The sequence below is a fragment of the Paraburkholderia sp. J67 genome, from assembly GCF_905220265.1.
Taxonomy (GTDB): Bacteria; Pseudomonadota; Gammaproteobacteria; order Burkholderiales; family Burkholderiaceae; genus Paraburkholderia.
On the sequence record NZ_CAJMZK010000010.1, the window covers coordinates 16743 to 41974 of the forward strand.

General features: G+C 62.9%; 21 protein-coding genes. 7 read left to right on the forward strand and 14 right to left on the reverse strand.

Annotation, left to right across the window (positions count from 1 at the left end):
- Nucleotides 1-32: 32 nt before the first annotated feature.
- The 6 genes from U5782_RS19365 to hutC all read left to right on the forward strand — a co-directional run bounded on the left by U5782_RS19365 (nucleotide 33) and on the right by hutC (nucleotide 5823).
- A complete protein-coding gene (locus U5782_RS19365; protein ID WP_322045488.1) occupies nucleotides 33-893 on the forward strand; it encodes a transporter substrate-binding domain-containing protein in 861 nt (286 codons plus the stop codon).
- Nucleotides 894-979: 86 nt separating this feature from the next.
- Nucleotides 980-1702 (forward strand): ABC transporter permease subunit, encoded by a 723-nt coding sequence (locus tag U5782_RS19370; RefSeq protein ID WP_322045489.1) that lies wholly within the window; start codon nucleotides 980-982, stop codon nucleotides 1700-1702.
- A gap of 47 nt (nucleotides 1703-1749) precedes the next feature.
- Complete coding sequence (locus tag U5782_RS19375) at nucleotides 1750-2496, forward strand: ABC transporter permease subunit (protein ID WP_322045490.1); 747 nt, start codon at nucleotides 1750-1752, stop codon at nucleotides 2494-2496.
- Between the two features lie 35 nt (nucleotides 2497-2531).
- Nucleotides 2532-3323 carry an ABC transporter ATP-binding protein gene (locus U5782_RS19380; RefSeq protein ID WP_322045491.1) on the forward strand — a complete coding sequence of 264 codons (792 nt, stop codon included), beginning with the start codon at nucleotides 2532-2534 and terminating at the stop codon, nucleotides 3321-3323.
- A gap of 76 nt (nucleotides 3324-3399) precedes the next feature.
- Nucleotides 3400-5019, forward strand: a complete 1620-nt coding sequence (locus U5782_RS19385) for a histidine ammonia-lyase (RefSeq protein ID WP_322045492.1) — start codon at nucleotides 3400-3402, stop codon at nucleotides 5017-5019.
- Between the two features lie 42 nt (nucleotides 5020-5061).
- Nucleotides 5062-5823, forward strand: coding sequence for a histidine utilization repressor (gene hutC, locus U5782_RS19390; RefSeq protein WP_322045493.1), 762 nt, complete (start codon nucleotides 5062-5064; stop codon nucleotides 5821-5823).
- 45 nt (nucleotides 5824-5868) lie between these two features.
- Here hutC and U5782_RS19395 read toward each other — a convergent pair whose 3' ends face one another.
- The 3 genes from U5782_RS19395 to U5782_RS19405 are packed head-to-tail and all read right to left on the reverse strand — an operon-like array spanning nucleotide 5869 to nucleotide 9973.
- Nucleotides 5869-6735, reverse strand: coding sequence for a hypothetical protein (locus U5782_RS19395; protein ID WP_322045494.1), 867 nt, complete (start codon nucleotides 6733-6735; stop codon nucleotides 5869-5871).
- Nucleotides 6736-6785: 50 nt separating this feature from the next.
- Nucleotides 6786-8453 carry a hypothetical protein gene (locus U5782_RS19400; RefSeq protein WP_322045495.1) on the reverse strand — a complete coding sequence of 556 codons (1668 nt, stop codon included), beginning with the start codon at nucleotides 8451-8453 and terminating at the stop codon, nucleotides 6786-6788.
- Nucleotides 8454-8476: 23 nt separating this feature from the next.
- A complete protein-coding gene (locus U5782_RS19405) occupies nucleotides 8477-9973 on the reverse strand; it encodes an OmpA family protein (protein WP_415914370.1) in 1497 nt (498 codons plus the stop codon).
- Between U5782_RS19405 and U5782_RS41660 the strand changes: the two genes are divergently transcribed.
- A complete protein-coding gene (locus U5782_RS41660) occupies nucleotides 9890-10063 on the forward strand; it encodes a hypothetical protein (RefSeq protein ID WP_415914371.1) in 174 nt (57 codons plus the stop codon). The two genes, U5782_RS19405 and U5782_RS41660, sit on opposite strands and share 84 nt — an antisense overlap.
- Nucleotides 10064-10669: 606 nt before the next feature.
- On the opposite strand, the gene U5782_RS19410 is transcribed toward U5782_RS41660, so the two are convergent.
- The 11 genes from U5782_RS19410 to U5782_RS19460 form a co-directional block, all read right to left on the reverse strand.
- Nucleotides 10670-11683: a CAP domain-containing protein gene (locus tag U5782_RS19410; RefSeq protein ID WP_322045497.1), complete on the reverse strand. Its 1014-nt coding sequence runs from the start codon at nucleotides 11681-11683 to the stop codon at nucleotides 10670-10672.
- 191 nt (nucleotides 11684-11874) lie between these two features.
- Nucleotides 11875-13338: an efflux transporter outer membrane subunit gene (locus U5782_RS19415; protein WP_322045498.1), complete on the reverse strand. Its 1464-nt coding sequence runs from the start codon at nucleotides 13336-13338 to the stop codon at nucleotides 11875-11877.
- Nucleotides 13331-14566: an efflux RND transporter periplasmic adaptor subunit gene (locus U5782_RS19420; protein WP_322045499.1), complete on the reverse strand. Its 1236-nt coding sequence runs from the start codon at nucleotides 14564-14566 to the stop codon at nucleotides 13331-13333. The genes U5782_RS19415 and U5782_RS19420 overlap by 8 nt, the downstream gene beginning before the upstream one ends.
- The gene (locus U5782_RS19425; protein WP_322045500.1) at nucleotides 14556-17825 is read right to left on the reverse strand and encodes an efflux RND transporter permease subunit; all 3270 of its coding nucleotides are present in this window, start codon (nucleotides 17823-17825) and stop codon (nucleotides 14556-14558) included. Before U5782_RS19425 ends, U5782_RS19420 begins: the two co-directional genes overlap by 11 nt.
- Before the next feature lie 246 nt (nucleotides 17826-18071).
- Entirely contained in the window at nucleotides 18072-18746 is a 675-nt protein-coding gene (locus tag U5782_RS19430) for a response regulator transcription factor (protein WP_322045501.1), read from the reverse strand.
- A 49-nt stretch (nucleotides 18747-18795) separates the two neighbouring features.
- Nucleotides 18796-19764 (reverse strand): LysR family transcriptional regulator, encoded by a 969-nt coding sequence (locus U5782_RS19435; protein WP_322045502.1) that lies wholly within the window; start codon nucleotides 19762-19764, stop codon nucleotides 18796-18798.
- 198 nt (nucleotides 19765-19962) lie between these two features.
- The gene (locus U5782_RS19440) at nucleotides 19963-20352 is read right to left on the reverse strand and encodes a hypothetical protein (RefSeq protein WP_322045503.1); all 390 of its coding nucleotides are present in this window, start codon (nucleotides 20350-20352) and stop codon (nucleotides 19963-19965) included.
- A gap of 264 nt (nucleotides 20353-20616) precedes the next feature.
- Entirely contained in the window at nucleotides 20617-21186 is a 570-nt protein-coding gene (locus U5782_RS19445; protein WP_322045504.1) for a T6SS effector amidase Tae4 family protein, read from the reverse strand.
- Nucleotides 21183-21758, reverse strand: coding sequence for a hypothetical protein (locus tag U5782_RS19450; protein WP_322045505.1), 576 nt, complete (start codon nucleotides 21756-21758; stop codon nucleotides 21183-21185). The genes U5782_RS19445 and U5782_RS19450 overlap by 4 nt, the downstream gene beginning before the upstream one ends.
- A 150-nt stretch (nucleotides 21759-21908) precedes the next feature.
- Complete coding sequence (locus tag U5782_RS19455; protein WP_322045703.1) at nucleotides 21909-22385, reverse strand: type VI secretion system tube protein Hcp; 477 nt, start codon at nucleotides 22383-22385, stop codon at nucleotides 21909-21911.
- Nucleotides 22386-22650: 265 nt separating this feature from the next.
- Nucleotides 22651-25167, reverse strand: a complete 2517-nt coding sequence (locus U5782_RS19460; RefSeq protein ID WP_322045506.1) for a TonB-dependent siderophore receptor — start codon at nucleotides 25165-25167, stop codon at nucleotides 22651-22653.
- Between the last annotated feature and the right edge of the window lie 65 nt (nucleotides 25168-25232).

Consider the following 25232-nt stretch of genomic DNA (forward strand, 5'->3'; position numbering starts at 1 on the left):
TCAAGGTTGACTCGACTACAAGGAGTGGCGACATGCAGGTGAAGTGCACCAGGCTCATCAAGGCCCTGATCGGAGCCGCATGCGGCGCGGCGCTGCTGGCAGGCGGCAACGCCGGCGCGAAGGAATGGAAATCGGTGACGATCGCGCTCGACGGCAGCTACGCGCCGTGGAATCTGACCCTGCCGGGCGGCAAGCTCGGCGGCTTCGAGCCGGAACTCGTCGCCAACCTGTGCGCCCGCGCGCAGCTCCAGTGCAATCTGGTCACGCAGGACTGGGACGGCATGATTCCGGGCCTCCAGGCCGGTAAGTTCGATGTCCTGATGGATGCGATTTCGATCACGCCCGACCGCGAGAAGATCCTCGCCTTCTCGAAGCCCTACGCCGCCACGCCCGCCACGTTCGCCGTGACCGACACGAAGGTGCTGCCCAAGGCCGGCGCGAGCGTCAGCCAGGTGAAACTCGACAACGACGCGCGCAGCAACCTGCCCGCCATCGACGGCCTGCGCAAGGCGCTCAAGGGCAAGACCATCGGCTTGCAATCGGGCACGATCTACACGCGCTTCGTGAACGACAACTTCAAGGACGTCGCGTCGATCCGCGTCTACAAGTCCGCGCCCGAGCGCGATCTCGATCTGGCCAACGGCCGTATCGACGCCTCGTTCGACGACGTCACCTACTACACCGCCAACATCGGCAAGCCCGACTCGAACAGCATCGTCATGGCCGGTCCGCAAATCGCCGGTCCGGTCTGGGGCCCGGGCGAAGGCCTCGCCTTCCGCAAGCAGGACACCGACCTCAAGGCGAAGTTCGACACCGCTATCGCCGCTGCGCAGGCCGACGGTACGGTCAAGAAGCTCGCGCTCAAGTGGTTCAAGACCGACGTGACGCCCTGAGCCTCACTGGCGGTGCGCGTCCTCGGGCGCGCGCCGTTTTCGCGTGCATTCAGCCTGTATCCGTCTGATCGTTTGAGGTAGTCATCATGTCAGTGATCGAAATGCTCGGCTTCGGCGCCGAGGGCTGGGGCGGCGTGCTGCTGCTCGGCGCACTCATGACGGTCGTGCTCACGATCGCCGCGCTCGCACTGGGCGCCGTATTCGGCGGTCTCGTCGCCGCCGCCAAGCTCTCGCGCTTTCGCGTGTTGCGCGTGCTCGGCGACTGCTACACCACGGTGTTTCGCGGTGTGCCCGAGCTGCTCGTCATCTATCTGTTCTACTTCGGCGGCTCGGCGCTCGTGACCAGCATCGGCCAATGGTTCGGTGCGGATGGCTTTGTCGGCGTGCCGCCGTTTGCGATTGGCGCGGTCGCCGTGGGCATGATTTCCGGCGCGTATCAGGCCGAGGTCTACCGTGCGGCGGTGCTCGCGGTCTCGCGCGGCGAACTCGAAGCCGCGCGCGCGATCGGCATGCCCACGCTCACGATGGCGCGCCGCATCCTGATTCCGCAGGTGTTCCGTTTCGCGCTGCCGGGCATCGGCAACGTGTGGCAGCTCAGTCTCAAGGACTCCGCACTGATTTCCGTGACGGGTCTGGCCGAGTTGCTGCGTGCAAGCCAGGTGGCCGCCGGATCGACGCACCAGTACTTCCTGTTCTTCGTGGCGGGCGGCGCGCTGTATCTGGCGATGACGGGCGTCTCGAACCGCATTTTCGGCCGCGCGGAAGCGCATGTCGGCCGCTCCTTCAAGCGCAATTTCGCGCGTAACTGATCCAGTCCGATCCAACCCGACCCAACAGATACGCGGCGGAACCCGACATGCATATCGACATCGACTTCCTGCTCGACACCCTGCGCCAGTTGATCGCAGCCGTGCCCATCACGCTGGGACTTTTCTTCGCCTCGCTCGTGCTCGGCGGCCTGCTTTCGCTCGTGATCGTGGCCATGCGCGTGTCGCCGCGCTGGCTGCCCAACCGCTTCGCACGCGCCTATATCCTGGTGTTTCGCGGCTCGCCGCTGCTGATCCAGATGTTTCTCGTCTACTACGGCCTGGGCCAGTTCGGCGTGATCCGCGAGAGCTTCCTGTGGCCCGTGCTGCGCGAACCCTATGTGTGCGCCGTGCTCTCGCTCGCGCTGTGCACCGCCGGCTACACGGCGGAAATCATTCGCGGCGGCCTGATGGCCGTGCCGGTGGGCCAGATCGAGGCGGGCTATTCGGTCGGCCTCTCAGGCTTCGCGCTGCTGCGCCGCGTGATTGGCCCGATCGCGCTGCGCCAGTGCCTGCCCGCCTACTCGACCGAAGCCGTGCTGCTGGTGAAGTCCACCGCGCTCGCGAGCCTCGTGACGGTCTGGGAAGTCACCGGCGTCGCCCAGCAGATCATTCAGCAGACCTATCGGACGACGGAGGTCTTCACCTGCGCCGCGCTGATCTACCTCGCGCTCAACTTCTTCATCGTGCGCCTGATCGGGCTGCTGGAAAAACGCCTTTCGCACCATCTGCGCGCCGCGCCTGTCGCGCCCGCCCGCAAGCTGACGACACTCGAAACCCCTCGCGCCGCCTCGTGAACGGCCGACCCAACCGGACATCCACGGAGTCACCCATGAACGCAGCCGCACCGGTCGCCCTGTCCGTCAGGAACATTCACAAGTCCTTCGGCGAGCACCACGTCCTGAAGGGCATTTCGCTCGACGCCCACAAGGGCGATGTCATTTCGATTCTCGGCGCGAGCGGCTCGGGCAAGAGCACGTTTCTGCGCTGCCTGAACCTGCTGGAAATGCCCGATGACGGCACCGTCGCACTCGAAGGCGAAGCGCTGAAAATGAAGCGCCGCCGCGACGGCAAGCTGCAACCCGAAGACCGCCGTCAGGTGGATCGCGTACGCTCGCAACTCGGCATGGTGTTCCAGAACTTCAACCTCTGGTCGCACATGACGGTGATGGCGAACCTCATCGAAGGACCGATGCGCGTCCTCAAGCGCACGCGCGCCGAGGCAACGGAAGAAGCCGAAGCGCTGCTCGCGAAAGTGGGCCTCGCCGACAAGCGCGGCCACTACCCCGCGCATCTCTCGGGCGGCCAGCAGCAGCGCGTGGCGATTGCGCGCGCGCTGGCGATGCATCCGAAGGTCATGCTGTTCGACGAACCGACCTCCGCGCTCGATCCCGAACTCGTGGGCGAAGTGCTGCGCGTGATGCGCTCGCTCGCGGAAGAAGGCCGCACGATGCTGGTCGTCACGCACGAAATGGGTTTTGCGAAGCACGTCTCGAATCGCGTGATGTTCCTGCATCAGGGTCTCGTCGATGCGGACGGCACGCCGCAGGAAGTATTTGGCGAACTGAAGTCGGAGCGCTTCCGCCAGTTCGTGTCGAGCCATCAGGACCGCAACGCACACTGAGCGCGTATAGGGTTCATAGGGTTTAAATCGAGCGGGCGCAACAAAGCCCGTGAAAAGATAATCAGGTATCCATACCATGACCGTCATCCGTTCCGAACGCCCGCTCGTGTGGCGCGATATCGCCACTGTCGCCGCGGGCGAGTCGCTGCAACTCTCCGATGAAGCCCGCACGCGCATTCGCGCGGCGCGCGAGCTGGTCGATCAGATCGTCACGCGCGGCATTCGTGCCTATGGCGTGAACACGGGCGTGGGCGCGCTCTGCGATGTGGTGGTCTCGCCCGCCGAGCAGCACGATCTCTCGCACAACATCCTCATGAGCCATGCCGTGGGCGTGGGCACGCCGCTGGGCGCGCAGGAAACGCGCGCCATCATGGCCGCGGCGATCAACAACTACGCGCACGGTCATTCGGGCGTGCGCGTGGAACTCGTCGAGCAACTGGAAGCCTTGCTCGCAGCCGATTGCCTGCCCGAAGTGCCCGCGTTCGGTTCGGTGGGTTACTTGAGCCATATGGCCCATATCGCGCTCGTCTGCGTGGGCGCGGGACACGTGCGCTGGCACGGCGAGCGCCTGAGCGGCGCCGAAGCGCTCGAACGACTCGGCCTGCAACCGCTCGCGCTACAGGCGAAGGAAGGCTTGAGTCTCGTGAACGGCACGCCTTGCGTGACTGGGCTGGCCGCGCTGGCGCTTGAACGCGCGCAGCGTCTGCTCGACTGGGCCGACGCCGTGGCGGCCATGAGCTTCGAAAATCTCGGCGGCCAGATGGCGGCCTTCGACGCGCAGTCGCTTGCATATCGCGTGTCGCCGGGGCTCGCGCAGGTCGGCACGCGCATGCGCGCGGCGCTTGCGGAAAGCGGACTGCTGGCGGCCGCGCTGGGCCGCCGCACGCAGGACCCGCTGAGCATGCGCACGATTCCGCACGTGCATGGCGCGGCGCGCGACGTACTCGCCGCCACCGCCGAAGTCGTGAATCGCGAACTGGCGTCGGTGACCGACAATCCCATCGTCGATGGCACGCCCGACGCGCCGCAGGTGTTCTCGCAGGCGCATGCGGTGGGCGCCTCCATCGCGCTCGCGATGGACAGCCTGGCCGCCGCTGTCGCCCAGGTCGCGGCGATGGCCGAGCGCCGGCTCGACCGCCTCGTCAATCCGCTCGTGAGCGGTCTGCCCGCGTTCCTCGCGCATGCGAGCGGCACGCGCTCGGGCTTCATGATCGCGCAGTACACCGCAGCTTCGCTGGTCGCGCAGAACCGCCGCGACGCCGCGCCCGCGAGTCTCGATGGCGGCGTGACCTCGGGCCTCCAGGAAGACCACCTGTGCCACGCCACGCCGGCGGCGCTCAAGGCGCTGGCCGTGATCGAGAACAGCAGCCGCATACTCGGCATCGAGTTGCTGGCGGCCGCCCAGGCCTACGACCTGCAACCCGTCGATGCCGTGCGCGCGCGTTACACGGAAGCGCTCTACGGCCGCATTCGCGGCATGCTGCCGACCTATCGCGACGACCGCCCGCTGGCGGGCGACATGTCGGTGGCGTTCCGCCTGATCGCCGATGGCAATCCGCCGCCGCTGCCCGAACCGCAGGCCGAACGGCCGCTCGCGGAACGCCTCGATTGCGCGCCGCAGCCTGCGCTGCAAGAGGTGGCACGCGGTGCCGCCGCATCGGCGAACGATGCGCTCGTCAACGCAATGGGACGCTGAGCGCGCCTGAACGCAACCGACGCCGAAGGAGCCGACACGAGCATGAATATCGACGCTTTCGCACTGGCAACCGAGGACACGCGGCGTTTGACATCGACATCGACATCGACGCGCCGCACTGCGCCGCCTTACGAACAGATCAAGCGCTACGTGCTGGAGCGCGTCGAAAACGGCACCTGGAAGCCGGGCGATGCGATCCCGTCCGAGACGGTGCTGGTGAAAGAGTTTGGCGTCGCGCGCATGACCGTGTCGCGCGCGCTGCGCGAACTCACGACCGAGCGCGTGCTCACGCGCGTGCAGGGCTCGGGCACCTTTGTCGCGCCGCGCGACTATGAATCGACGGTGCTGGAGATCCGCAATATCGCCGATGAAATCGCGGCGCGCGGGCATCGGCACACGGCGCGTGTGCTCGCGCTGGATACGAGTGGCGATGAAGCGGCGCTGGTCGCGCTAGGGCTGACACAGGGGCCCGCGTTCCACTCGCGCATCGTGCATTACGAAGCGGGCGAGGCGATCCAGTACGAGGATCGCTATGTGAATCCGGAGCTGTTTCCGCTGTATTTGCAGCAGGATTTCACACGGGAGACGCCTAATCACTACATGGTGCGGCTCGCGCCGATCCAGCGCGCGGAGTTTCGCATTTACGCGCGCAAGCCTGATGCTTACGTGCGGCATCATCTGGATATTGAAATCGGCGAGCCGTGTTTGATGGTCGAGCGGCGGACGTGGGTGGGCGAGGTGGTGGCGACGTCGGTGCAGCTTTGGCACGCGGCGTCGCGGTTTCATCTGGCGGGGAAGGTTTGACGTGAGCGTCCCTGAGCGGCGAAGGCCGCCGGGACGCCAGCCAGATCAATAGCTCACCGGCTCCAGAAGCGCTGGCTCGCCGAACGCCACGAGACGCGCATTAGCCTTGGCAAAATAACCGTGCCAGAACTGGCTCAGGTCGTCGAGCGTATGGGGGTCGCGATAGCCATCGCGCTGCCCCTTGGTGCCCTGCGTGGCGGGCGGCATCATCGCCCCACCGAGCACATAGACCTTGGCTCCCCCGAAATCCGCGACCATGTGCGAACCGACAGCCTTCGTCAGTTCAGTTGCCGGGTTGATGTCGCGCACGGAGCCCCGCGCGTAGAAGCTCGTGACGGTCGAATTTTCGAGCCCATCCGTGACGGCGAACAGCGTCTTGTGACTCGCTGGATCGGTATTCACGGCGTCCGCCACGCTTCTGAACGCCATCAGAATGTCCGACTGGTCGAGCGTGCTGCTGCTTCCCGTCATGACTTCGGCTAGCGTCTTCGCGACCATCGTGCGAGCGAAGCCGGCCTGCTGGCCTAGACACTGGTCGAGCGCTTTGGCCGCGCGCATCGGGGTTGAATTGATGCGCGCGTCGGCGAGGGGACGCTCGACGATGCCCGTATGAAGCACATTCAGATACCGGCCCTGGGAGAATGCTGAAAACTCGGCGATCACGAATTTCGATCCCGGCTGCACCATACGCAGCGCGTTATCCACGACCGACTGCTCGAGTGTCGACCCGAGCGAGACCGTCTGGTCGACGAGGATATACACGAGTTTGTCGTAGGGCTGCGTTTCCGGCGCGATGTGCGTCGCGGCATAGCAACTCGGCACGTCGTTGACGAGACCCGCGTGCGCATTCGCGCAGACGGCGAATGCTGCCACAACCGCGAGCGTTGCCTGTAGAAGCTTGAAGTGTTTCATCGAACGATGGGCGCCACCCGGTGTGGGTGGCGCGAAGGTCAAAACTCGGATTAAAGGGATTCGAGCAGGTCGCGATCAAGGCTCTGCTGTTCCTGGAGGCGCTTGACGGCCGCGACGAGCACGCGTTGATTCTCGCGATCGAGCTTGTGCTGGCCGATCAGATCAGCCGCGAGACGCTGGCGCGACTCCTTGTCGGCAACCGCTGCAATTTCCCTGGCGAGTTTTTCGAGGTCCAGCGTTTCCGTCGTTTCCGGGCGCGTGCGGTCATCCGCTGCAACCGTTTTCACTGGCGCAGGCGCCGGTTGCACGGCTTGCGTGTGTCGGACCTCAGGCTGCGATGCCGCAGGCGACGGGGCCGCCTCGCGCTGCAGCGCGGATGTCCATGCCGCACCCGCCTTGCGCTCGTCTTCAGCAAGCGACTCGTGATAGGCCATCATGAAATCGAACGGCTTCATCCGGTCACCGTAGCCGGGGTTGGCGCTAGACAGTTTCGCGCGCAACTGGCCAAGGCGCATCTGCGCGCGTTGCGCCACTGGGCGGACCGCCACGCGCAGGAAGTCGTCATAGCCGAGCTGGCCCAGGGTCTTGCGGTAGGCTTTCTCGCCATCCTCGTTGAAGAACGAGTACTTGTAGCCCGTGAGCAGGCCGAGGAGCTGCGTGAACACGTAGATGAGCGCGAGAATCATGATGCCGGCGTCGTTGGCCATCGACGAATCCTGATTCACCGCGTCCTGCGCATGCTGGCGCGACTTGTTCGCCGCATCGGCCACCTCGTCGGGCAATGGCTGTGCCGTATTGCCGCCCTGCGCAAACATGTTCTGGAAGTTCCCCGACGCACCGTCGGTTGCCTCAGCCGGTCCACTCGCCGCAACGTCCTGCTCGTGGTTGAACATGTAATGGCGATACGCGGTCGTGCCGACGGCGAACAGCACAATGAACGCGACCGCCAGAATGATGTTCATGCGTCGCGGCTGCATCGAAGACATGCTCGTTGCGCCAATACGCGCACCGAGCCGTGCTGCCGGCTCGAGGTCGGCGTCAATGCCTTGATCGTCTTCGGGCCCGACGGATTTAACGAAGTCGCCGTATTTCGTGCCGTCCCCGCGGCGGAACCCCTTGTTCTGCTTGAAGCTGTTGCGGACCTTGGAGAGCAGCGTGTTGGCGAACATGTCCTCGCCGGCCGCGTGCGTGAAGCGCACGGCGACAATCGCGATGACGAATGCGATCGCCGAACCGGCCACCATCGCAAAGACGGGCGTGATGTCCTTCGACAACAGCGGCGCGAGCAGGAGCCCGGTACCGATGGCTTCCGCGACGGTCAACACGCCGAGAATCGCCCACAGCGTGGAGGACATGGGCTTGCGGCCGTTCTGCCCGGAGATCTTGAGGTATTCACGCGCGTTGAGAAACGCTTCACGCCCCGTCTTTTCCAGGCCGTCTTCGTAGTAATTGAACAGTTCGACTTCGGCGGGGACCGTGAGCGTGCGGGCGACATAGCCGGCATCGTGCGCGATATCGACAGCATAGTCACCCGTGCCCTCAGTCATGTTCTTCCAGGTCGCCATCTTGCCGACGAACGGCATGACAACCCAAAAGTCCTTGCCAAGAAGGCTGCGCGTGTATTTCGACCAGGTCAGGAAAATCACGCCGAGGAGGGCGATGCTGAAGACGACGGTCGTCCACGTGTGCTCGAGAATCAGGTTCATCAGTTCAGACATGTAGTGTTGTTATCCGTGAAGGGTCAGCGTTGCATCGCAAACTCTGGGGTGGCAAGGAATGCACTGCCGTTGTCGTCGTAATAGAGGTTCCCCTGCCCCTTGAACTGAGCGTCGGCGACAACGAGATCGAGGCATCGCGCGGGGCCGTCGATGAATACGCGGTAGACGGTTTTCTGCGTGCCGCGATACACGTTCACGTTGGCTTGCCCCTTGAAGCTGGGCGCCTGATGGACGTTCCCCTGATAGTTTCTGTAGATGAGTACGGTTGGCCGTGGAATGGGCGCCCCGGCATCGAGCGGAATGGTCGCGCCCGTGATGGCGACCAGATTGCCGTTGGCGTTGGTGCCCCACACGGTTCCATAAAAGCCGCGGGCGAAATCGCGCGGGGGAAGTTCCTGCGCGGTCTTCAGGTTGCGCACCGGAGTTGTGGGATGCGGATGGTCGCTCAGGCATGAGCCTACGATCACGGGCGTATCGGCATGCGCGGACGTGATCAGGCTGAACATCGAGTGGTCGACCGCGGCGCCGAGATTGATCGGCTCGCCCGGCGGGTGAATCGGGCCGCCGCCGAAGTCATAGCTTCCCGCGTGGACGCTGCGCTGCGCAGGAGCGTTACGCGCGGTCTGGACCGGCGCGGTCGCGGCAATGCTACGCGGCGGCTTCGCGACGGCAGACGGACTCTGCGCTGCGACGGCAGCCTGTTTCGCGGCACTTCCACGCGTGCTGGCTTGTGTCTGAGGCGCGGGCGTATCGCTCGTATTCGCAGTAGGAAGCGCAGCACCGTCGCGCGATGCTGAAGTATCGGCCCCGGTGTTTTCGGCTGCGTGCCCGGCCATCGTCGCGACATGGTCGAAATTCGCCGGGTTAGCGCCGCGTCGTTGCAGATAGAGTTGCAGATCGCCTTGCGTCGGTACGTCGACGATCTGTACGCGATCGTTCGCCTCGCGCCCCTGCTGGGTGGTATTCGACATGAGCGGCAGTGCGTCGCCCGCGCCTTGATAGTAGATGTTCGAAGCCGGCACCCCATTCTGCGCGAATACGTCTGCGACGGCTTTCGCGCGCTCCTGCGAAAGGCGCGCCAGGTCCGCTCCTGACGTCGCGTCCTGCGCATCGGTATGGCCGACGATCAGCACACTGTGCTGGGTGGCTTGCTGTCGTTCCTGAGGCGACGCGCTCGCGGGCAGACCGGCGGCTACCGCTTGCGGCGCGTACAGTTGTGCAATCTGTGCAAGGTATGCGCGTGCAGCACGCGTGAGCTTCGACGAACCCACTTCGAATTCGTCACTCTTGTTTTGCAGTTGAACGTCAAGACCAATTGCGCTGTTTGCATCCTTGCCTTGCAACCCGAGCTTGCCTGGCGTAATCGATGCGCTCGCAAGGTTCAACTGATTGGCCTGTGCAATCTTGTAGAGACCGCAGCGTCGGGAGTCCATCAAATGCCCGATCAAAAAACCGCCGCCCGCACCGGCGGCCGCGCCAATCACGGCGCCTTTCGCACCATGACTAAGGTATCCGATCAACCCTCCTGCTACGGCGCCCGCGACAACGCCGATATTGCGATCGTTGTTCGAGCAAGGATCGTCGCTATTGAACGTACTGTTGAATTGTGATTTAACCGCTGGTGCAATTTCGGATTGACCGGTTTGCGGATTGATCGCGCAACCAGCCGTACTCACGGTCGCTGCGAGCAGGACGCAATTTCGGATTTTCATGCAGGCCCTTGTGTTTTCTTATCTGATTTCCGCACGTGGCTGCACAGATCGGACTTCGTCGAATTCGAGCAGCACCGTAAGCGTCTTTCAATCGGGCATATCGGCAACAGTCACAAACTCTTTAGTGTTTTAGCGCAGAGAAATGGTTGAATCGATCGGCTAAATCGCGCTTCGATTCAAACGATGTGATGCAATTTCCTCGCTTTAGACGGTCTGTTCGGATATCGAAAACGTTTGCCAATGGAGGTTCGCCACATCGTGACCGTGAACGGCTAAAGCCTGACAAACGACTTCATCAATACTCGAATATGCATTACACATGCTTCGGGTGTTGAAGATATCCAGCAGAGGATCGCAATTTTGATATCGAATTTAGATCGTTGCTCGCGCACACATTCAAGCGTGCGCGGGCGTTCCTTTGATCGCGGACACGCGCACGGGTGCTGTCCACCCGTTGGCCCCACGACACCGGGGTTCGACGGGGGAGCACATCACACTACGCAATCAAGCCGCGCTGCTGCCTGTCGTGAACGTGAAGGTGCGCGAGAACGCCGCGCCGTTATACGTGCCCTTGATGCTGACCGTATAGGTCGTATTCGGCTGCAAGGGATTCAGCGGATAGGCCGAGCCCGCGTTGTTTGGAATGAGCTTGTTGGAATCCGTGGTGGAATCGAGCACCTGGAGCGTGATGACATTGCCCGACGTATCCGTCAACGTGCCGGACGTCATCCTGATCGTGTCCGACGTATTGCCTGCAATCGCAATTGTTGGGCCCCAGTTGACACCCGAAGTCGTACCCGGCGGCAACGGGATTTCGCCTCCGTAGGCATACGGCGCATTGGTGGTTCCCTGGCAGGGGTACGTGAGCGGCAGATTCCCGCTCAACGGAAGATTGCCGGCCATACTGTTTGCGGCCACAACGATTGGAAACCCGTTGTAGATCGGGTTCGTCTGGCCGTTATAGATCAGGCGATCCGTGCCAAAGCCGATTTCCTGATAGGGCTGAACGGCCACGTAACTGTGGTACACGCCGTAGATCCAAGCCGTGGCCATACTGGTTCCATAGACCGTGTCGGCAAGGGTGGCGGTCGTGTAATACCCGGCGCTTTCTCCTCCAACACCCACGGACGCAGGGTATCCGACCGCTTGAGCACGATTGGCGTAGGTGACGCCCGTGAAGCCTTGTTTGCCTGCAACCTCGGTATCCGTGACAGCGCCGGCATTGTCGGCCATATAAGTTGCATGCTTCTGTGCAGCGGTGTCCAGCGTGGTGTTCTCGACCACCGCTGGAAATCCGCATTGCTGGCGAGCTGCATTCACGGTTTGAAACATGGCGAGCTGAACGCTGCTGGCCGCGTAGACCGGCGTTGCCACATTCGCTTCTGTTCCCGTCTGCGCTGACGCAGCCGCGGTGCTGGTGCTGTTACCGCCATCGCTGCCACTACCGCCACCGCCGCCGCATGCCGCGAGGAGTGCGGCGCCAGCCAGCGCCGAAAATAAGGAAATCTTGCCGGTCATCTCAGTTTGGTCTTTGTCGTTTTGTTATTGGGCTTGCGAATCGCACCGCACTCGGAAAGACTATGTAATGAAGCGGGCGCTCCATACCGATAACGACCGCATCAGCCGAAGCTTGAGGGTCAGATGGCGGAATTTTCTGGGCGAAAAAAAAGCGGGCATCACGCCCGCTTTGACCTATCACACTCTGCGCATCACGAAGCCTGCTTCGCCTCAAGCTGCTTCGTACTCCACCCACCGCCGATGGCCTGAATCAACCCCACGGTCGCATCCAGCCGCCGCGTATCCAGTTCGAGCGACGTAATCTGCGTAGACAACTCCGTCGTCTGCGCCGTCACCACATCCAGATAGCTCACCACGCCATCGCGATAGCGCGACATGGAAAGCGTCAGCGTGCGCTGCGCCGCCGTGAGCGCTTCGTCTTCGCGCTGCGCCTCATCGCCCAGATGGTGCAGCAACGCGAGGTTATCCTCGACCTGCTGGAATGCATTGAGCACGGTGGCCTTGTAATCGGCGCCGTTCTCGGCGAGCTTCGCGCGCGCGCCGTGCACCATCGCCTCGCGGCGGCCGCCGTCGAAGATCGTCCCCACCAGCGTCGGCCCGATCGACCACATCTCGTTGGGTGCGGCCAGCCACGGCCCGAACGTGTCGCTCTGGTAACCGCCGTCGAGACTCAGCGACAGATCTGGATAGAATGCCGCTTTCGCCACGCCGATTTCCGCATTGGCAGCCGCCACGCGGCGTTCAGCAGCAGCGATGTCCGGACGCCGTTGCAGCAGCGCCGAAGGCAGCCCGGCGGGCAGATTCGGCAGGTGCGGGCGCAGGGTGTCCGGCGCGACGTTGAACTCGGACGCAGGCACACCGATCAGCGTGGCGATCGCGTGTTCCATGAGCGCACGTCGACCGCTCACATCGTCGGCCGCAGCCTGGGCGGCGGCGAGCTGGTTCTGCGCGCGCGACACGTCCAGATCCGAGGCGATGCCGCCGCGATGGCGGCTCTCGGTCAGCTCCAGCGCGTGACGGTAGGCCGCGATCGTATCGTCGAGCAGTTTGGACTGCTGATCGAGCCCGAGCAGGTTGAACCAGGTCGTCGCGAGCTTCGCCTGCAGGCTCAGTTGCAGCGTGGCGAGATCGGCCTCGCTGGCTTCGCTGCTCGCCTGGCCCGCCTTCACCTCGTTGCGCACCTTGCCCCACAGGTCGAGGTCGTAGCCCACGCTCAGATCGAGCGTGTTCGAGTTGTAGACGTTCGGCTGGTCCGAGCCACGCAGCGGCCGCAGCGCCGACTGCCGGTCGCGCTGAACCTGTGCGCCGACACCGACGGTCGGCATCAGCGCCGACTTCGCCTGCGCTGTGAGCGAGTCCGCTTCGTCATGACGCGCGAGCGCAGCGGCGATGTTCGGGTTGGCCTGCTCGACCTTCGGCTCCAGTTGATCGAGCATCGGATCGTGGAAGACCTTCCACCAGCCGTCGCGCGGTAGCTCGTCGGCGGGCTGCGCCATTTGCCAGCCTCCGGTCTCCTTGAAGTGCGTCGGCATCGCCGTAGCAGGCGCGTGATAGACGGGCGCGAACGAGCAGGCGCCGAGCAGCGCCGTGGCCGCGAGCGCCAGCAAGCGCAGCCGCGGGCGCACAAGCGAGGGCAGGGCGAACCGTTTAACCATGCGCACGCTCCGCATCGTGCGACGCGTTGTTCGCAGCGTTGGTGGACGCCGTGTTCGCCGGGGCATTCGTCGCAGCGGTGGCCGCAAGCCGGATCACATCGCCGTTCGCGAGCGAGTCGGGCGGATTGTCGATCACGCGCTCGCCGGCCTTCAGGCCCTGGGTGAGTTCGACGCGCGTGCCCAGGTCGGTGCCGATCGTCACGTCGCGCAATTCCACGCGGTGGTCAGGTCCGGCCACGGCCACCTGCATACCGTGTGCGCGGAAGATCAGCGCGCTCGCGGGCACGAAGAGCGCGTGTGCGTCGCCGGGCATCGCGAGATGGACTTCGGTGTATTCGCCTGGGAACAGCATGCCCTGCTTGTTGTCGACGGCAAGCTGCACGAGCATCGTGCCCGAATCGGCCGAGATCGACTGGTCGGTATCGACGAGCTTCGCATCGAATTTCACGCCGGGGCGCTCGGGCACCGTGAGCGTGGCGTGCATGCCGGGCTTGATCGAGGCCGCGTCGCTCTGCGGCACGCTCACGTAGACGCGCAACTGGCTCGCGTCGGATACCGTGAAGAGTTCGGGGCCGCTGCCGCTGCCCGCGGTGATCAGCGCGCCCACATCGGTCTTGCGCGCCGTCACCACGCCGTCGAACGGCGCGGTCAGACGCTTGAACGATTCCAGCGCTTCGAGGCGGCGCACGTTCGCCTGGTTCGCTTCCACGGTGGCTTGCTTGGCGATCAGGTCCGAGGTCTTTTCATCGGCATCCTGCTGCGAGACCGAATCCTGCTTGAGCATTTCGGTCCAGCGTTTCGCGGTGGTGGCCGCGAGCTTCTCGTTGGCGATCGAGTTCTGCAGATCGGCGCGTGCCTGCTGCAACTGCTGATCGAGGTCGGGCGTATCGATCAGGCCGAGCAATTGGCCCGCCTTCACATGCGTGCCGATATCGGCGTACCACGCATGCAGGTAACCGGACACGCGGGCGTAGATCGGCGCGTTGATGTACGCGGCCAGGTGGCCCGGCAGCACGAGCGCCTGAGAAGCCGGGCTCGGCTCGGGCAGCACGGTGGCGACGGTCGGCACGGACTGGGCGTCGGTCCAGGACGTGAGTTCCTGATGCGCGTGCACGCGGCTGAAGAGCCCGCCGGAGACAATCCCGGCGGCGATCATCAACGCCACGGCGGCGACGGACTTCAGGTGGCGCAGCGGTTGCGGCGAGGCGATGTCGACTTCAGTGGACATGGGATTCTCCCTCGAGGGCAGGTTGTTCCAGAGTGGGGATGGCATCGTGCGGGTCGTCATTACCCTCGTCGTTGCCCTTGTCATTACGGTGCACGAGGCTAAACACCACCGGCACGAACAGCAGCGTCGCGAACGTGGCGCACAGCAGGCCGCCGATCACGGCGCGGCCGAGCGGGGCGTTCTGTTCGCCGCCGTCGCCCATGCCGAGCGCCATCGGCGCCATGCCGATGATCATCGCGAGCGCGGTCATGAGCACCGGACGGAAGCGCGTGAAGCCGGCTTCCATCGCGGCGCGCAGCGCGTCGCCGGTGGCGGCGAGACGCTCGCGGGCGAACGAGACGACCAGAATCGCGTTGGCAGTCGCGACGCCCATACAGAGAATCGCGCCGGTGAGCGCCGGCACGGAGAGCGGCGTGTGCGTGGTGAACAGCATCCAGACGATGCCCGCGAGTGCGGCAGGCAGCGCGCAGACGATCACGAACGCGTCGGCCCACGAATGGAAGTTCACGACGATCAGCAGATAGATCAGCAGCACGGCGCCCGCGAGACCGAGCAACAGACCCGTGAACGCGCTGTTCATGGTCTGCACCTGGCCGCGCATCGTCACGGTCGAGCCCTTGGGCACGTCCTTGGCGGTGGCGTGGATCGCCTGCTGGATCTGCGAGGCCACGGCGCCCAGATCGGCCCCCTGGGTGGTCGCGTAGATGTCGAACAGCGGCATGATGTTGTAGTGCGAGACCACGGCGTCGGCGGTGCCGCGCGTGATCGTAGCGATGCCGCCGAGAATCTGCGAGCCGCCGGTCTTGCTCGTGACCGGCAGGTTTTGCAGGTCGGAGAGCGTGGTCATGCGGTACTGCGGCGTCTGCGCGACGATCGGATACGACACGCCGTTCTTCGGATTGAGCCAGTAGGTTGGCGACACCTGGCTGGTGCCCGAAAGACTTGCCACCACGGAGTTCGTCACGTCCTGCTCGGTGATGCCGAGTTCGTCCGCGCGCGAACGGTCCACGGCTACGGTCAGCTGCGGATAGGTCGAGGCCTGCTGGATGCGCGGGTCGGCCACGCCCGGAACCTTGGCCACAAGGCGCAGCAGTTCGTTGGCGTACTGCTTGTTCGCTTCCATGTTCGGGCCGCTCACCTGCACGTCGATCGGTGCGGGTGCGCCGAAGTTCAGGATCTGGCTGACGATATCGGCCGGCAGGAACGAGAACGTCGTGCCCGGGAACAGACGCGGCAGTTGCGTACGCAACTGTTTCACGTACTGGGCGGTCGGCGCATGATCCTCGCCCAGCGAGATCATGATGTCGCCGTCCTGCGGCCCGATCGTGCCGCTATTGTTGTACGTCAGGTTGATACCGCTATTCGGCAGACCGATGTTGTCGATGATGCTCGTGAGCTGATCGGCGGGAATCACATGACGCACGGCATCTTCAACGTGGTCGAAGAGGTCGGCGGTTTCTTCCACACGCGTGCCGATCGGCGCGCGCACGTGAATTTCGATTTCCCCCGAATCGATGTTCGGGAAGAAGTTGCGGCCAAGGAAAGGCACCAGCGCGAACGACAGCATCACGACAACGAGAAAGCCGACGATAAAGCCCTTGCGATGCGTGAGCGCGAGGCCCAGCACGCCGCGATAGCCCGCGCGGACGCGCTCGAAGCGACGCTCGAAGCCGCGCTGGAACATCACGAAAGGATTGCGCGAAGGCGTCACATGATCGTGCGCGCCGTGCGGCGCCATTACGGCCGCGAGTTCGCCCGAAGCGTGGCCTTGCGAGGCGTGCGGCTTGAGCAGATAGCGCGCCATCATCGGCACGAAGGTGCGCGAAAGCACGAACGAGGCGATCATCGCGAAGATCACCGACTCCGCCATCGGCACGAACAGGTAGCGCGCAATGCCGTCGAGCAGCAGCATCGGCACGAACACGATACAGATACACAGCAGCGAAACCAGCGCGGGCGCGACGATCTGCGCGGCGCCGTCGAGAATCGCCGTGCGTACGTCCTTGCCTTGCTCCAGGTGCCAGTTGATGTTCTCGATCGTTACCGTGGCATCGTCGACGAGAATACCCACCGCGAGCGCAAGCCCCCCCAGTGTCATCACGTTGAGCGTTTCGCCACAGGCCGCGAGACCCGCGATGGCCGCGAGCACGGCGAGCGGAATCGATGCGGCGATGATGAGCGTCGAGCGCCAACTGCCGAGGAACAGCAGGATCATGGCCGAGGTCAGTGCGGCCGCGATAATGCCTTCGCGCGCCACGCCGCTCACCGCGCCCTTCACGAACACGGATTGATCGCCCAGCGGCACGAGCTTGAGGCTAGGCGGCAGCGACTGTTCGACCAGCGGCAGCTTGGCCTTCACGCCCGCGATGATGTCGAGCGTGGATGCCGAGCCGTTCTTGAGAATCGACATCAGCACCGCGCGATGGCCATCCACGCGCACGATATTGCCTTGCGGCGGATAGCCGTCGCGCACATGCGCCACGTCGCGCATGTAGATCACCGTGCCGTCCACCGTCTTGATCGGCAGATTGTTGAGCGCGTCGATCGTGAGCGGGCTGTTGTTCAGGCGCACGTTGTATTCGAACTGGCCGATCTTCTGCGTGCCCGCAGGAATGATCTGGTTCTGCTGCGCGAGCGCGTTCGCCACGTCCTGCGCGGAGAGCTTGCGCGCCTGCAACGCCTGCGGATTCAGGTCGATCTGCACTTCACGCGTCTTGCCGCCGTAAGGCGTGGGAATTGCCACGCCGGGCACGGACAGCAACTGTGGCCGGATGAAGTTGGTTGCGTAGTCACCGAGTTGCTGCTCGTTGAGCTTGTCGCTCGTGAGCGCCAGCTGCAGCACCGGCACCGTGGACGCGTTGTAGTTGAGGATCTGCGGCGGTGTGGTGCCTGGCGGCATCTGCTTGAGCACGGTCTGCGAGACCGACGTCACCTGTGCCGTGGCCGTGCGCACATCCACGGTCGGCTGGAAGAAGATCTTCACGATGCCGTAGCCGCGGAACGACTGCGACTCGATGTGCGCCACATCGTTGACGGTCGTGCCGAGCGTGCGTTCGTAGTAGGTGACGATACGGCCCGACATGTCGTCGGGTTGCAGACCGGCGTAATTCCACACCACGCTGATCACGGGAATGCGGATATCCGGAAAGATATCGGTTGGCGTGCGTAACGCAGCGAGCGGGCCAGCGATCAGGATCAACAGGGCCAGCACGATGAACGTGTACGGTCGGTTCAAGGCCAGCCGGACGATTTTCAGCATCAGAAGGGGCTCCGTTCAGAACATCGGCGCCGGTTCCCGTCGCGTACTGGTGCGCCCAGGCGGCGCGAAAGAAGCGTGGAAAGTACGGGAAACTACGGAGGAACCGACGCCGGTATTGTGGCGGGCGCGGTGTAACGTCCAGCAACCAGACAGATGAAAGAAGTTTTATTTGGCGCGCGGTTTTTTTAACAAAAAGGACTACGAAGTGCTAAATAAAAAACTTTATTCGCTATTGCTGCTTTTATTTCAACCAAGCAGATAACCCGAGCCGCGTATCGTGCGGATCAGCGAGGGCTCGCCCGGCGTATCCACGCGATTGCGCAGACGTCCCACGTGCACATCGACGAGATTGGTGCCCGGATCGAAACGGCCGCCCCACACGCCTTCGAAAATCATCGTGCGCGTGAGCACCTGACCCGCGTGGCGCATCATGAATTCGAGCACGCGCAGCTCGGTTGGGCGCAGGCGCAGGATGGTGTCGCGGCAGGTGAGCTTGCGTTTGACGAGGTCGAGTTCGAGCGGGCCCACGCGCAGCACGGTTTCTGCCGCCACGGGACGCGTGCGGCGGCGCACGAGCGCTTCCACGCGAGCGGACATTTCGTCGATCGAGAAAGGGCGCGTGAGGTAATCGTCGCAACCGGCCCGCAGACCCTGGATGCGCTCTTCCACACCGGTGGTCGAACTCATGACGATCACGGGCGTTTCGATGCCCACGCCGCGCATGGTGGTGACGATGGTGAGTCCGTCCAGATCTGGTAGGCGGCGCTCGAGCGCGACCACATCGTAGTCGCCGGCCATCACCATGGCGATGCCTTCGCGGCCGGAGCGCGCAACATCGACGGTGAAGCCCGTCGAGGCGAGCGTAGGGACGACGCTTTGTTCGGTGATGGCGTCGTCTTCGATGGTCAATATTCTGGGCATGGCTTTCCAGGTGTCGTGACTAGAGGATCACGCGGAGATCTAGCGGTGATCACGCAACGGCTCGCAGGGCGTGGGGCAGAGTCTGTGGCAAAGGATGCGCGATAGCCGGAGCGTGCTTGCTGTGCGTGGGTTGAGCGCGAAACTGTTCGACCGCGAAGTCGATAAAGCTACGCACTTTCATCGTGAGGTAATTGCGGCCCGAATACACGATCGAGACATGCTGCATGCCGCCGTTCACGTCATAGGCGTTGAGCACGGGCAGCAGCACACCGCGTGCGATATCGTCGGCGACGAGCGGCAGCGGCAGCAACGCGACGCCCATATCGGCGAGTGCGGCGGCGCGCACGGTGGCGTAACCGCTCGCCGTGAGCGGGCCGCTTACGCTCACGCGCTGCACGCCTTCGACGTTGGCGAACTCCCACGAACGCGGCGCGTCGGACACGGCCAGCAGATCGTGTTGCGCGAGATCGCCCGGCGTGCGCGGCATGCCCTTGCGCGAGAGATAGGCGGGCGTGGCGACGATCAGTTCCTTCACGGAGGTGATCTTGCGGCTCACGAGCGAGGCGTTGACCTGCTGGCGGTCGGTGGCGAAGCACACGTCGAAGCCGCCTTCGATCATGTCGATATGGCTGTCGTAAGCGGTCACGTCGAAATCCACGCGCGGATTCACGCCGCGATACGCGCCCAGCAGCGCGCTGAGCGCGCCACTTGCAAACACCGAAGGCGCGGCGATACGCAGCACGCCGCTCGGGTCGCGCGTGGCGCGCACGAGTTCGGATTCCACTTCGTCGAGTTTGTCGATCACGGCGCGGCAGCCGTCGAGATAGAGACGGCCCGCTTCGGTGAGCGAGAGGCTGCGCGTGGAGCGGTTCAACAGGCGCATGTTCAAATGTGCTTCGAGCATGCCGACGCTGCGCGTGACGGCCGCGGCGGACATACCGAGTTGCTTGCCCGCGAGGCTGAAGCTGCTCAGATCGACGACGCGCGTGAAAACGCGCATGGCTTGTAGCTGGTTCATGTGGCGAGTCCGTGCCGGTGAGGGCGAGAAAGCTCAGGGCAGCGCGCAGAAAGCCCTGAAATAAAGGGACGAACGGAGGCGGCGCACGCAAGGCGCGTGACGCGTTAGCCCGCTCGCGCTGCGCGCGGGTCCGATTTCACGAATTGAACGGGAGGCGAGGCTTGCCAGGCGAGGCCCGGCCGCGGCGCCGCGCGCTGCCTAGTTCGGTAGCGCGTGCATGGGCATGTGCATCTCGCGTTGCGCGGCGGCTTCGTGCGCGCTCAACGCATCCTTGAGACGCTGCATGCTCTCGGTGGGAATGGCAAAGCCGGCCCAGCCGAGGCCGGTGTGGCGGAAAAAGACGACTGCGCCGTCGAACAGCGGATTGCGCTCGGTGTACCAGCACGGATCGATTTCGAGCACGTACTGATGCGAGCGTAAAGGCTGATCAGGCACGGCGGGGCGCATTTGCGCGCGCAGCTTGCTGAGCTCTTCGATGAGACCGTCTACATCGGCGGTATCGAGCAGGGCGGAGTGGCCGTCGATTTTCACGCAGACTGCGTGCTCGCCGTATTCGTTAATGAGTTCGACCGACATCGGCTTTTGCATGGTGCGTTCCTCGCAGTCCAGAAACTGGAAGGAATTATCGGTTCCGGCCCGGTATCGGTGTTTTAAGTTGCCGCACACTCAACATGAAAACTAATTTAGGAAACGGCCAGACGTGTGGAGATTTAAGCGTGGGTGCAGGGTGGGAGTAACAAGAAAGGGCCTATGTAATGGGCCGCGCGTTCACGTGTTAAATGACAGCCGTGTCATATAACGCGTGAACGCAAAGGAAATACACAATGGACTATTGCATTTACCAACGGTAATTCATTCCCGCGATGGACGAGGGAGAACAGCCGTGCCGGGCGTCAACCATAGGGCGACACCGTCAGCCACTTTAAAGAAGTCGCGCGTCGGATAACTGACACCAAGAATTTCGTCGAAGAATGTCTCTCCATCCCACAAGTCGAGATGGCCCGTCGCGCGAGTCCGCTGATCGGCATTCAGGCCAAATGTGATGTCGAAGCTGATTACCCCCTTTTTTCCGAGAAATCGATCCCGCGATACAGGTTTGCCTTTCACCTCAATATCAGGAGGGCCATAGAACGAACGGAGCCAGAGATCGAACTCGCGGGCCCGAAACGCGTAGCGGCGGCTGTCGCTGCCCTTGACGGTCGCCATTCCATGAGCCTGGTTTGGAATGACGCCACCACCATAATTAAAAGCGCGGCTCATTCGTAGAGTACAGGTGTCGCCCGAGGCGCCGCCAAGCCACTGGTCCTGCGACGCCGTATCGTCGGCATTTCCGCCGATCATTTTCTTGAGAACGGTGACGGACTGCCTGTACGGGTAATTCTCGACAAGCTTGTCGAATGGCGGAAGGGGGCGATGAGTCATGGTTCACGAATCCGTTCTGCAGTGATTTCCAGGACGAAGATGTCCGTCGGCACTCGGGCTCCCACCCGAGGGAACTTCTTCGGTTCTTCTTCGATATGTTCGAGACCGCTGACGCTCAACGTGTATCCGTGATGAACGAACGCAATGCCGATCGGTGATTGCGCAACTAAAGCGGTTAGATAGTCTGAAAGAACGCGGTTCAGGTCTCCCGCGCGTGGCCGTCCGTTGGCGAGATTCCAGTTAGCGCCAGGCTGCAACAGTTTCTTCTGTAACTCTTTGATCAATGCGATGCGCGTTGCTCCGAGTCTCACGTCGAAATGGTCGGGCAGCGAGTGTTGCCTGATCGATCGGTTGAGCAAATCTTCGAGTGCTGCGCCCTGGTCGTGAAGCGACATGGTCTCCGTCTTCACCTTGAAAACAAGCAAGGTTCCGTCGCGGTCATCGATGCGCGTCAGTGTGGCTTCCTCCAGTCCAGCGCCGTGTGAAAGCGTTGTCCCAACTGGTAATTGCGCATGCGAAAAAGAACTGTGAAACAGGCAAACGGCCAATAAGACAGAAAGTCCTCTATGCATACGCATCACCCGTGAGTACCCCGAGCCGATCATTCGTTATTTCGCGTGAGGACTTTGTAGGTTGTCAACGTAGCGAGAATATCGAAAGAGATCGTTGCTGATCTCGGACTACATAATGGAACTTGACACTGCTTTGCGGAGGAACTCACGTCAAGCCGTTGTGTTGGCTTTAACGTCGATAAGCGAGGTTATCGTCCCTTGACTGCCGCCAATCGGGCTTTGCACAACATATTCCTGCTTCATTCGTGCAAACGACAGGCGCACGTGCTCTAGCGCCACGCCCTCACCTGCAACGGGTTCTACATGCGTGATAACCACGTCGTACATGGTAATGCGTAGATATTCGAGTGGCACGCCACCGGCTTTTCGCATAGTCAGCAGTGCTTTGGGAATGTGCTGCCCCCTGAAAGCGTAGCCGGCCAGATTCGGAGTTGCGCGATCGATGTGGTGTGTGAAACTCAAGTCCTCAACGGTTGCCTTTGCTGCACCACCACCGGATCCGCTGTGCATACTGGATTTCTGGGTGATAGCCCATCCCCAATGCAGGACTTCGATTTCTTCAGCATGGGTGGCATCTTGTGATTCGCCAGCGATACCGTCGATCTTGATGAAAATGTCGGCCATGATTCCCCATCCCTTTTGTGTTCAGGTCGACATTCATACCATGCACTATTGCACGCCGTTTTGACGGTTGTCAGCATTTGAGGAGCGAGTGGCATCGTTTCGAACCTTCATGCTCGGGAAACGATGAGATGTGTAGGGTTTTGCGCGTTGGCGCGCGATAGGAGTAACAAGAAGGAGCTTCGGCAACGGCCTGCGCGTTCACGTGTTAAACGACAGCCGTGTCATATAACGCGTGAACGCAAAGGAAATACACAATGGACTATTGCATTTACCAGCGGTAATTCATTCCCGCAAAAACCTGACGGCCATAACCATACGCACAATAATTACCGTAGTAACACGACGCGACATAGGTCTTGTTCAAAAGATTCTGCGCGTTGATATAAACCTCCGAGCCTTTCAGACGCGGAATGGCGTGGCCAAGGTCATAGCGCAGCGCGGCATCCATCAGGAAGAAGCTGCGTACCTGGAAGCTATTGTCGGTGCTATAGGTCGCACCCGTATAACGGCCGCCGCCACCGATCGACAGTCCCGCCAGCGGGCCGCCGTGAATCGTGTAGTACGCCCAGAGCGAGGCCTGATTCGATGGAATAGCCGCAAGATGCTTGTCCTGCAGACCGCTGTTGTCCTTCGTATAGATGGTATTGAGGTACGTATAGCTTGCCGCAACGTCGAGCGAGCGCGTGAGGCTCACCTTGGCCTCCAGTTCGACGCCGCGCGAGCGCGCTTCGCCCGCTTCGGAATAGTAGGCCGGATTGCTCGCGTCGGCGGTGAGCAGATTTTTACGCGTCAGATCGAAGATTGCGGCGGTGAACAACGCGTTATAGTGCTTGGGCTGGTACTTGATACCCAGTTCGAACTGACGGCCGCGCTCGGGATCGAAAGCCTTGCCGTTGATGTCCGTGCCGGACTGCGGTGCGAAGGATTCCGAATAACTGAAATACGGCACGACGCCGTTATCGAACAGATAGCTCACGCCGCCACGCCACGTGAAGGCGTGATCGTTCTGCCATTGACGCGTGTTGTCGGTGAGGTCGTTCGTGACCGTATTGGCCCAATCCTGACGCACGCCCAACGTCACGAGCACTTTCTTGTACTGCAACTGGTCCTGCGCATAGACGCCGTACTGGTTGCTGCTTGCCTGCGTTTTAGTGCGCGTGGGGTCGTCGATGGCGGCGCCATAGACCGGATCGAACACGTCGATCGACGGCGCGCTGCCGTAGCCCGTTGCGTAGTTCGTCGCCATGTGCTGGTAGTCGAAACCGGCGAGCACAGTGTGATCGACGGGGCCGGTGGAGAAGTTGCCTTCCACCTGATTGTCGATGGCGAACGTGTTGAGCTGGTCGTTGGAAGCGATCGTGCTGCGGTCCAGCGTGCGGTCGTCGTCTTCGAGACTGCTGCCGTAGACGCTCGCGTAGTCCTGGCTGATGTGATAGTAGCGGGCGTTCGAGCGCACCTGCCACGTCTCGTTCAGTCGATGCTCGAACTGATAGCCCACTGCCTCCTGGGTCCGGCTGAAGCGCTCGAAGCTGGCCTCGCCGTCGTAGAAGTTGCGCGCGATGGTGCCGAGCGGGTTGTACAGCACGGTGCCGACCGCAGGCACGCTGCCATAGGACGTGCTGGCCGGATCGCGCTGATAGAGCGCGTAGAGCGTGAGCGAGGTCTTGTCGTCGGGACGCCACGTGAATGAGGGCGCCACGGCCACGCGCTCGTTACGCGTGCTTTCGACCTGACCGTCTTCCTGGCGGCCGATCGCCGTGAAGCGATAGAGATAATGCTGATCGCCGGCGATCGGGCCGGAGAAGTCCATCGTCGCCTGTTGATGGCGGTCGTTGCCGAACTCAACACCCAGTTCGTGGTACGGCTGCACGGTCGGCAGCTTGCTTTCCTGATTGATCAGACCGCCCGCTTGCGCCTGACCGTAAAGCACGGAAACCGGGCCGCGCAGCACGTCGATGCTTTGCATCAGGTAGGGATCGACCTGGGGCAGCGCGTACATGCCGTTCTGGATCTGCTTGAGGCCGTTCCAGTAGGTATCGGCGCCAAAGCCGCGCACGTTGAGCATGTCGTAACGCGTGGCGACGCCGCCGCGCGTCTCGGTCGTGACGCCTGCCTCGTAGCGCACGGCGGCGTTGAGCGTCTGCGCGTTCTGCTCGTTCATCTGGTCGCGCGTGACTACCGAGATCGATTGCGGCGCTTCGACGATGGGCGTGCCGGTCTTGGTCGCCGTCGAGGACCAGGTGGCCACCACGCCTGCGGTCGCGCCGTCGGCGCTCGTGCTCTGCGAAGCGATTTTCACGGCGGGCAGCGTGGTGCCGTCTTCAGCGGCCGCAGCGCTTTGGGCCGCGCGCGGGCGCACGAGCCACACGCCCGTGCCGCTCTGCGCGATTTCCAGTTTCGTGCCCGCCAGCAGCGTGGCGAAACCATCGGCTACCGAGTAGCTGCCGTGCAACCCCGGGCTCCTGAGTCCATCGACGAGACGCGCGTCGAGTTGCACGGTCACGCCAGCTTGCACCGCGAAGTCGGAGAGCGCGGTGCCGAGCGGCCCGGCGGCCACGTCATAGGACTGGCTGGCAGCGGCCTGCGCGGCCTGGGCAGCGGGTGCGGCACACAGCGCGCCCAGCATGCCACCCAGCGCGAGGCTGGCTGGAATGGCGCGCAGCGCGAGTGCGGCGGTCGCGACGGCAGCAGCGCGCGGCGTCAATGCGGCGAGCGAAAGAAAGCGCTGGCGGGCGGCGTGGCGCGCAACGGGCTGGAAGGCGCGGCGGGGCCGGCGTGCGGACATGGAAACTCCTGATCGTGCGGTGTGTGGTTGAGTCGGTTAATACGTGCTTGACACGCGAGATCAGG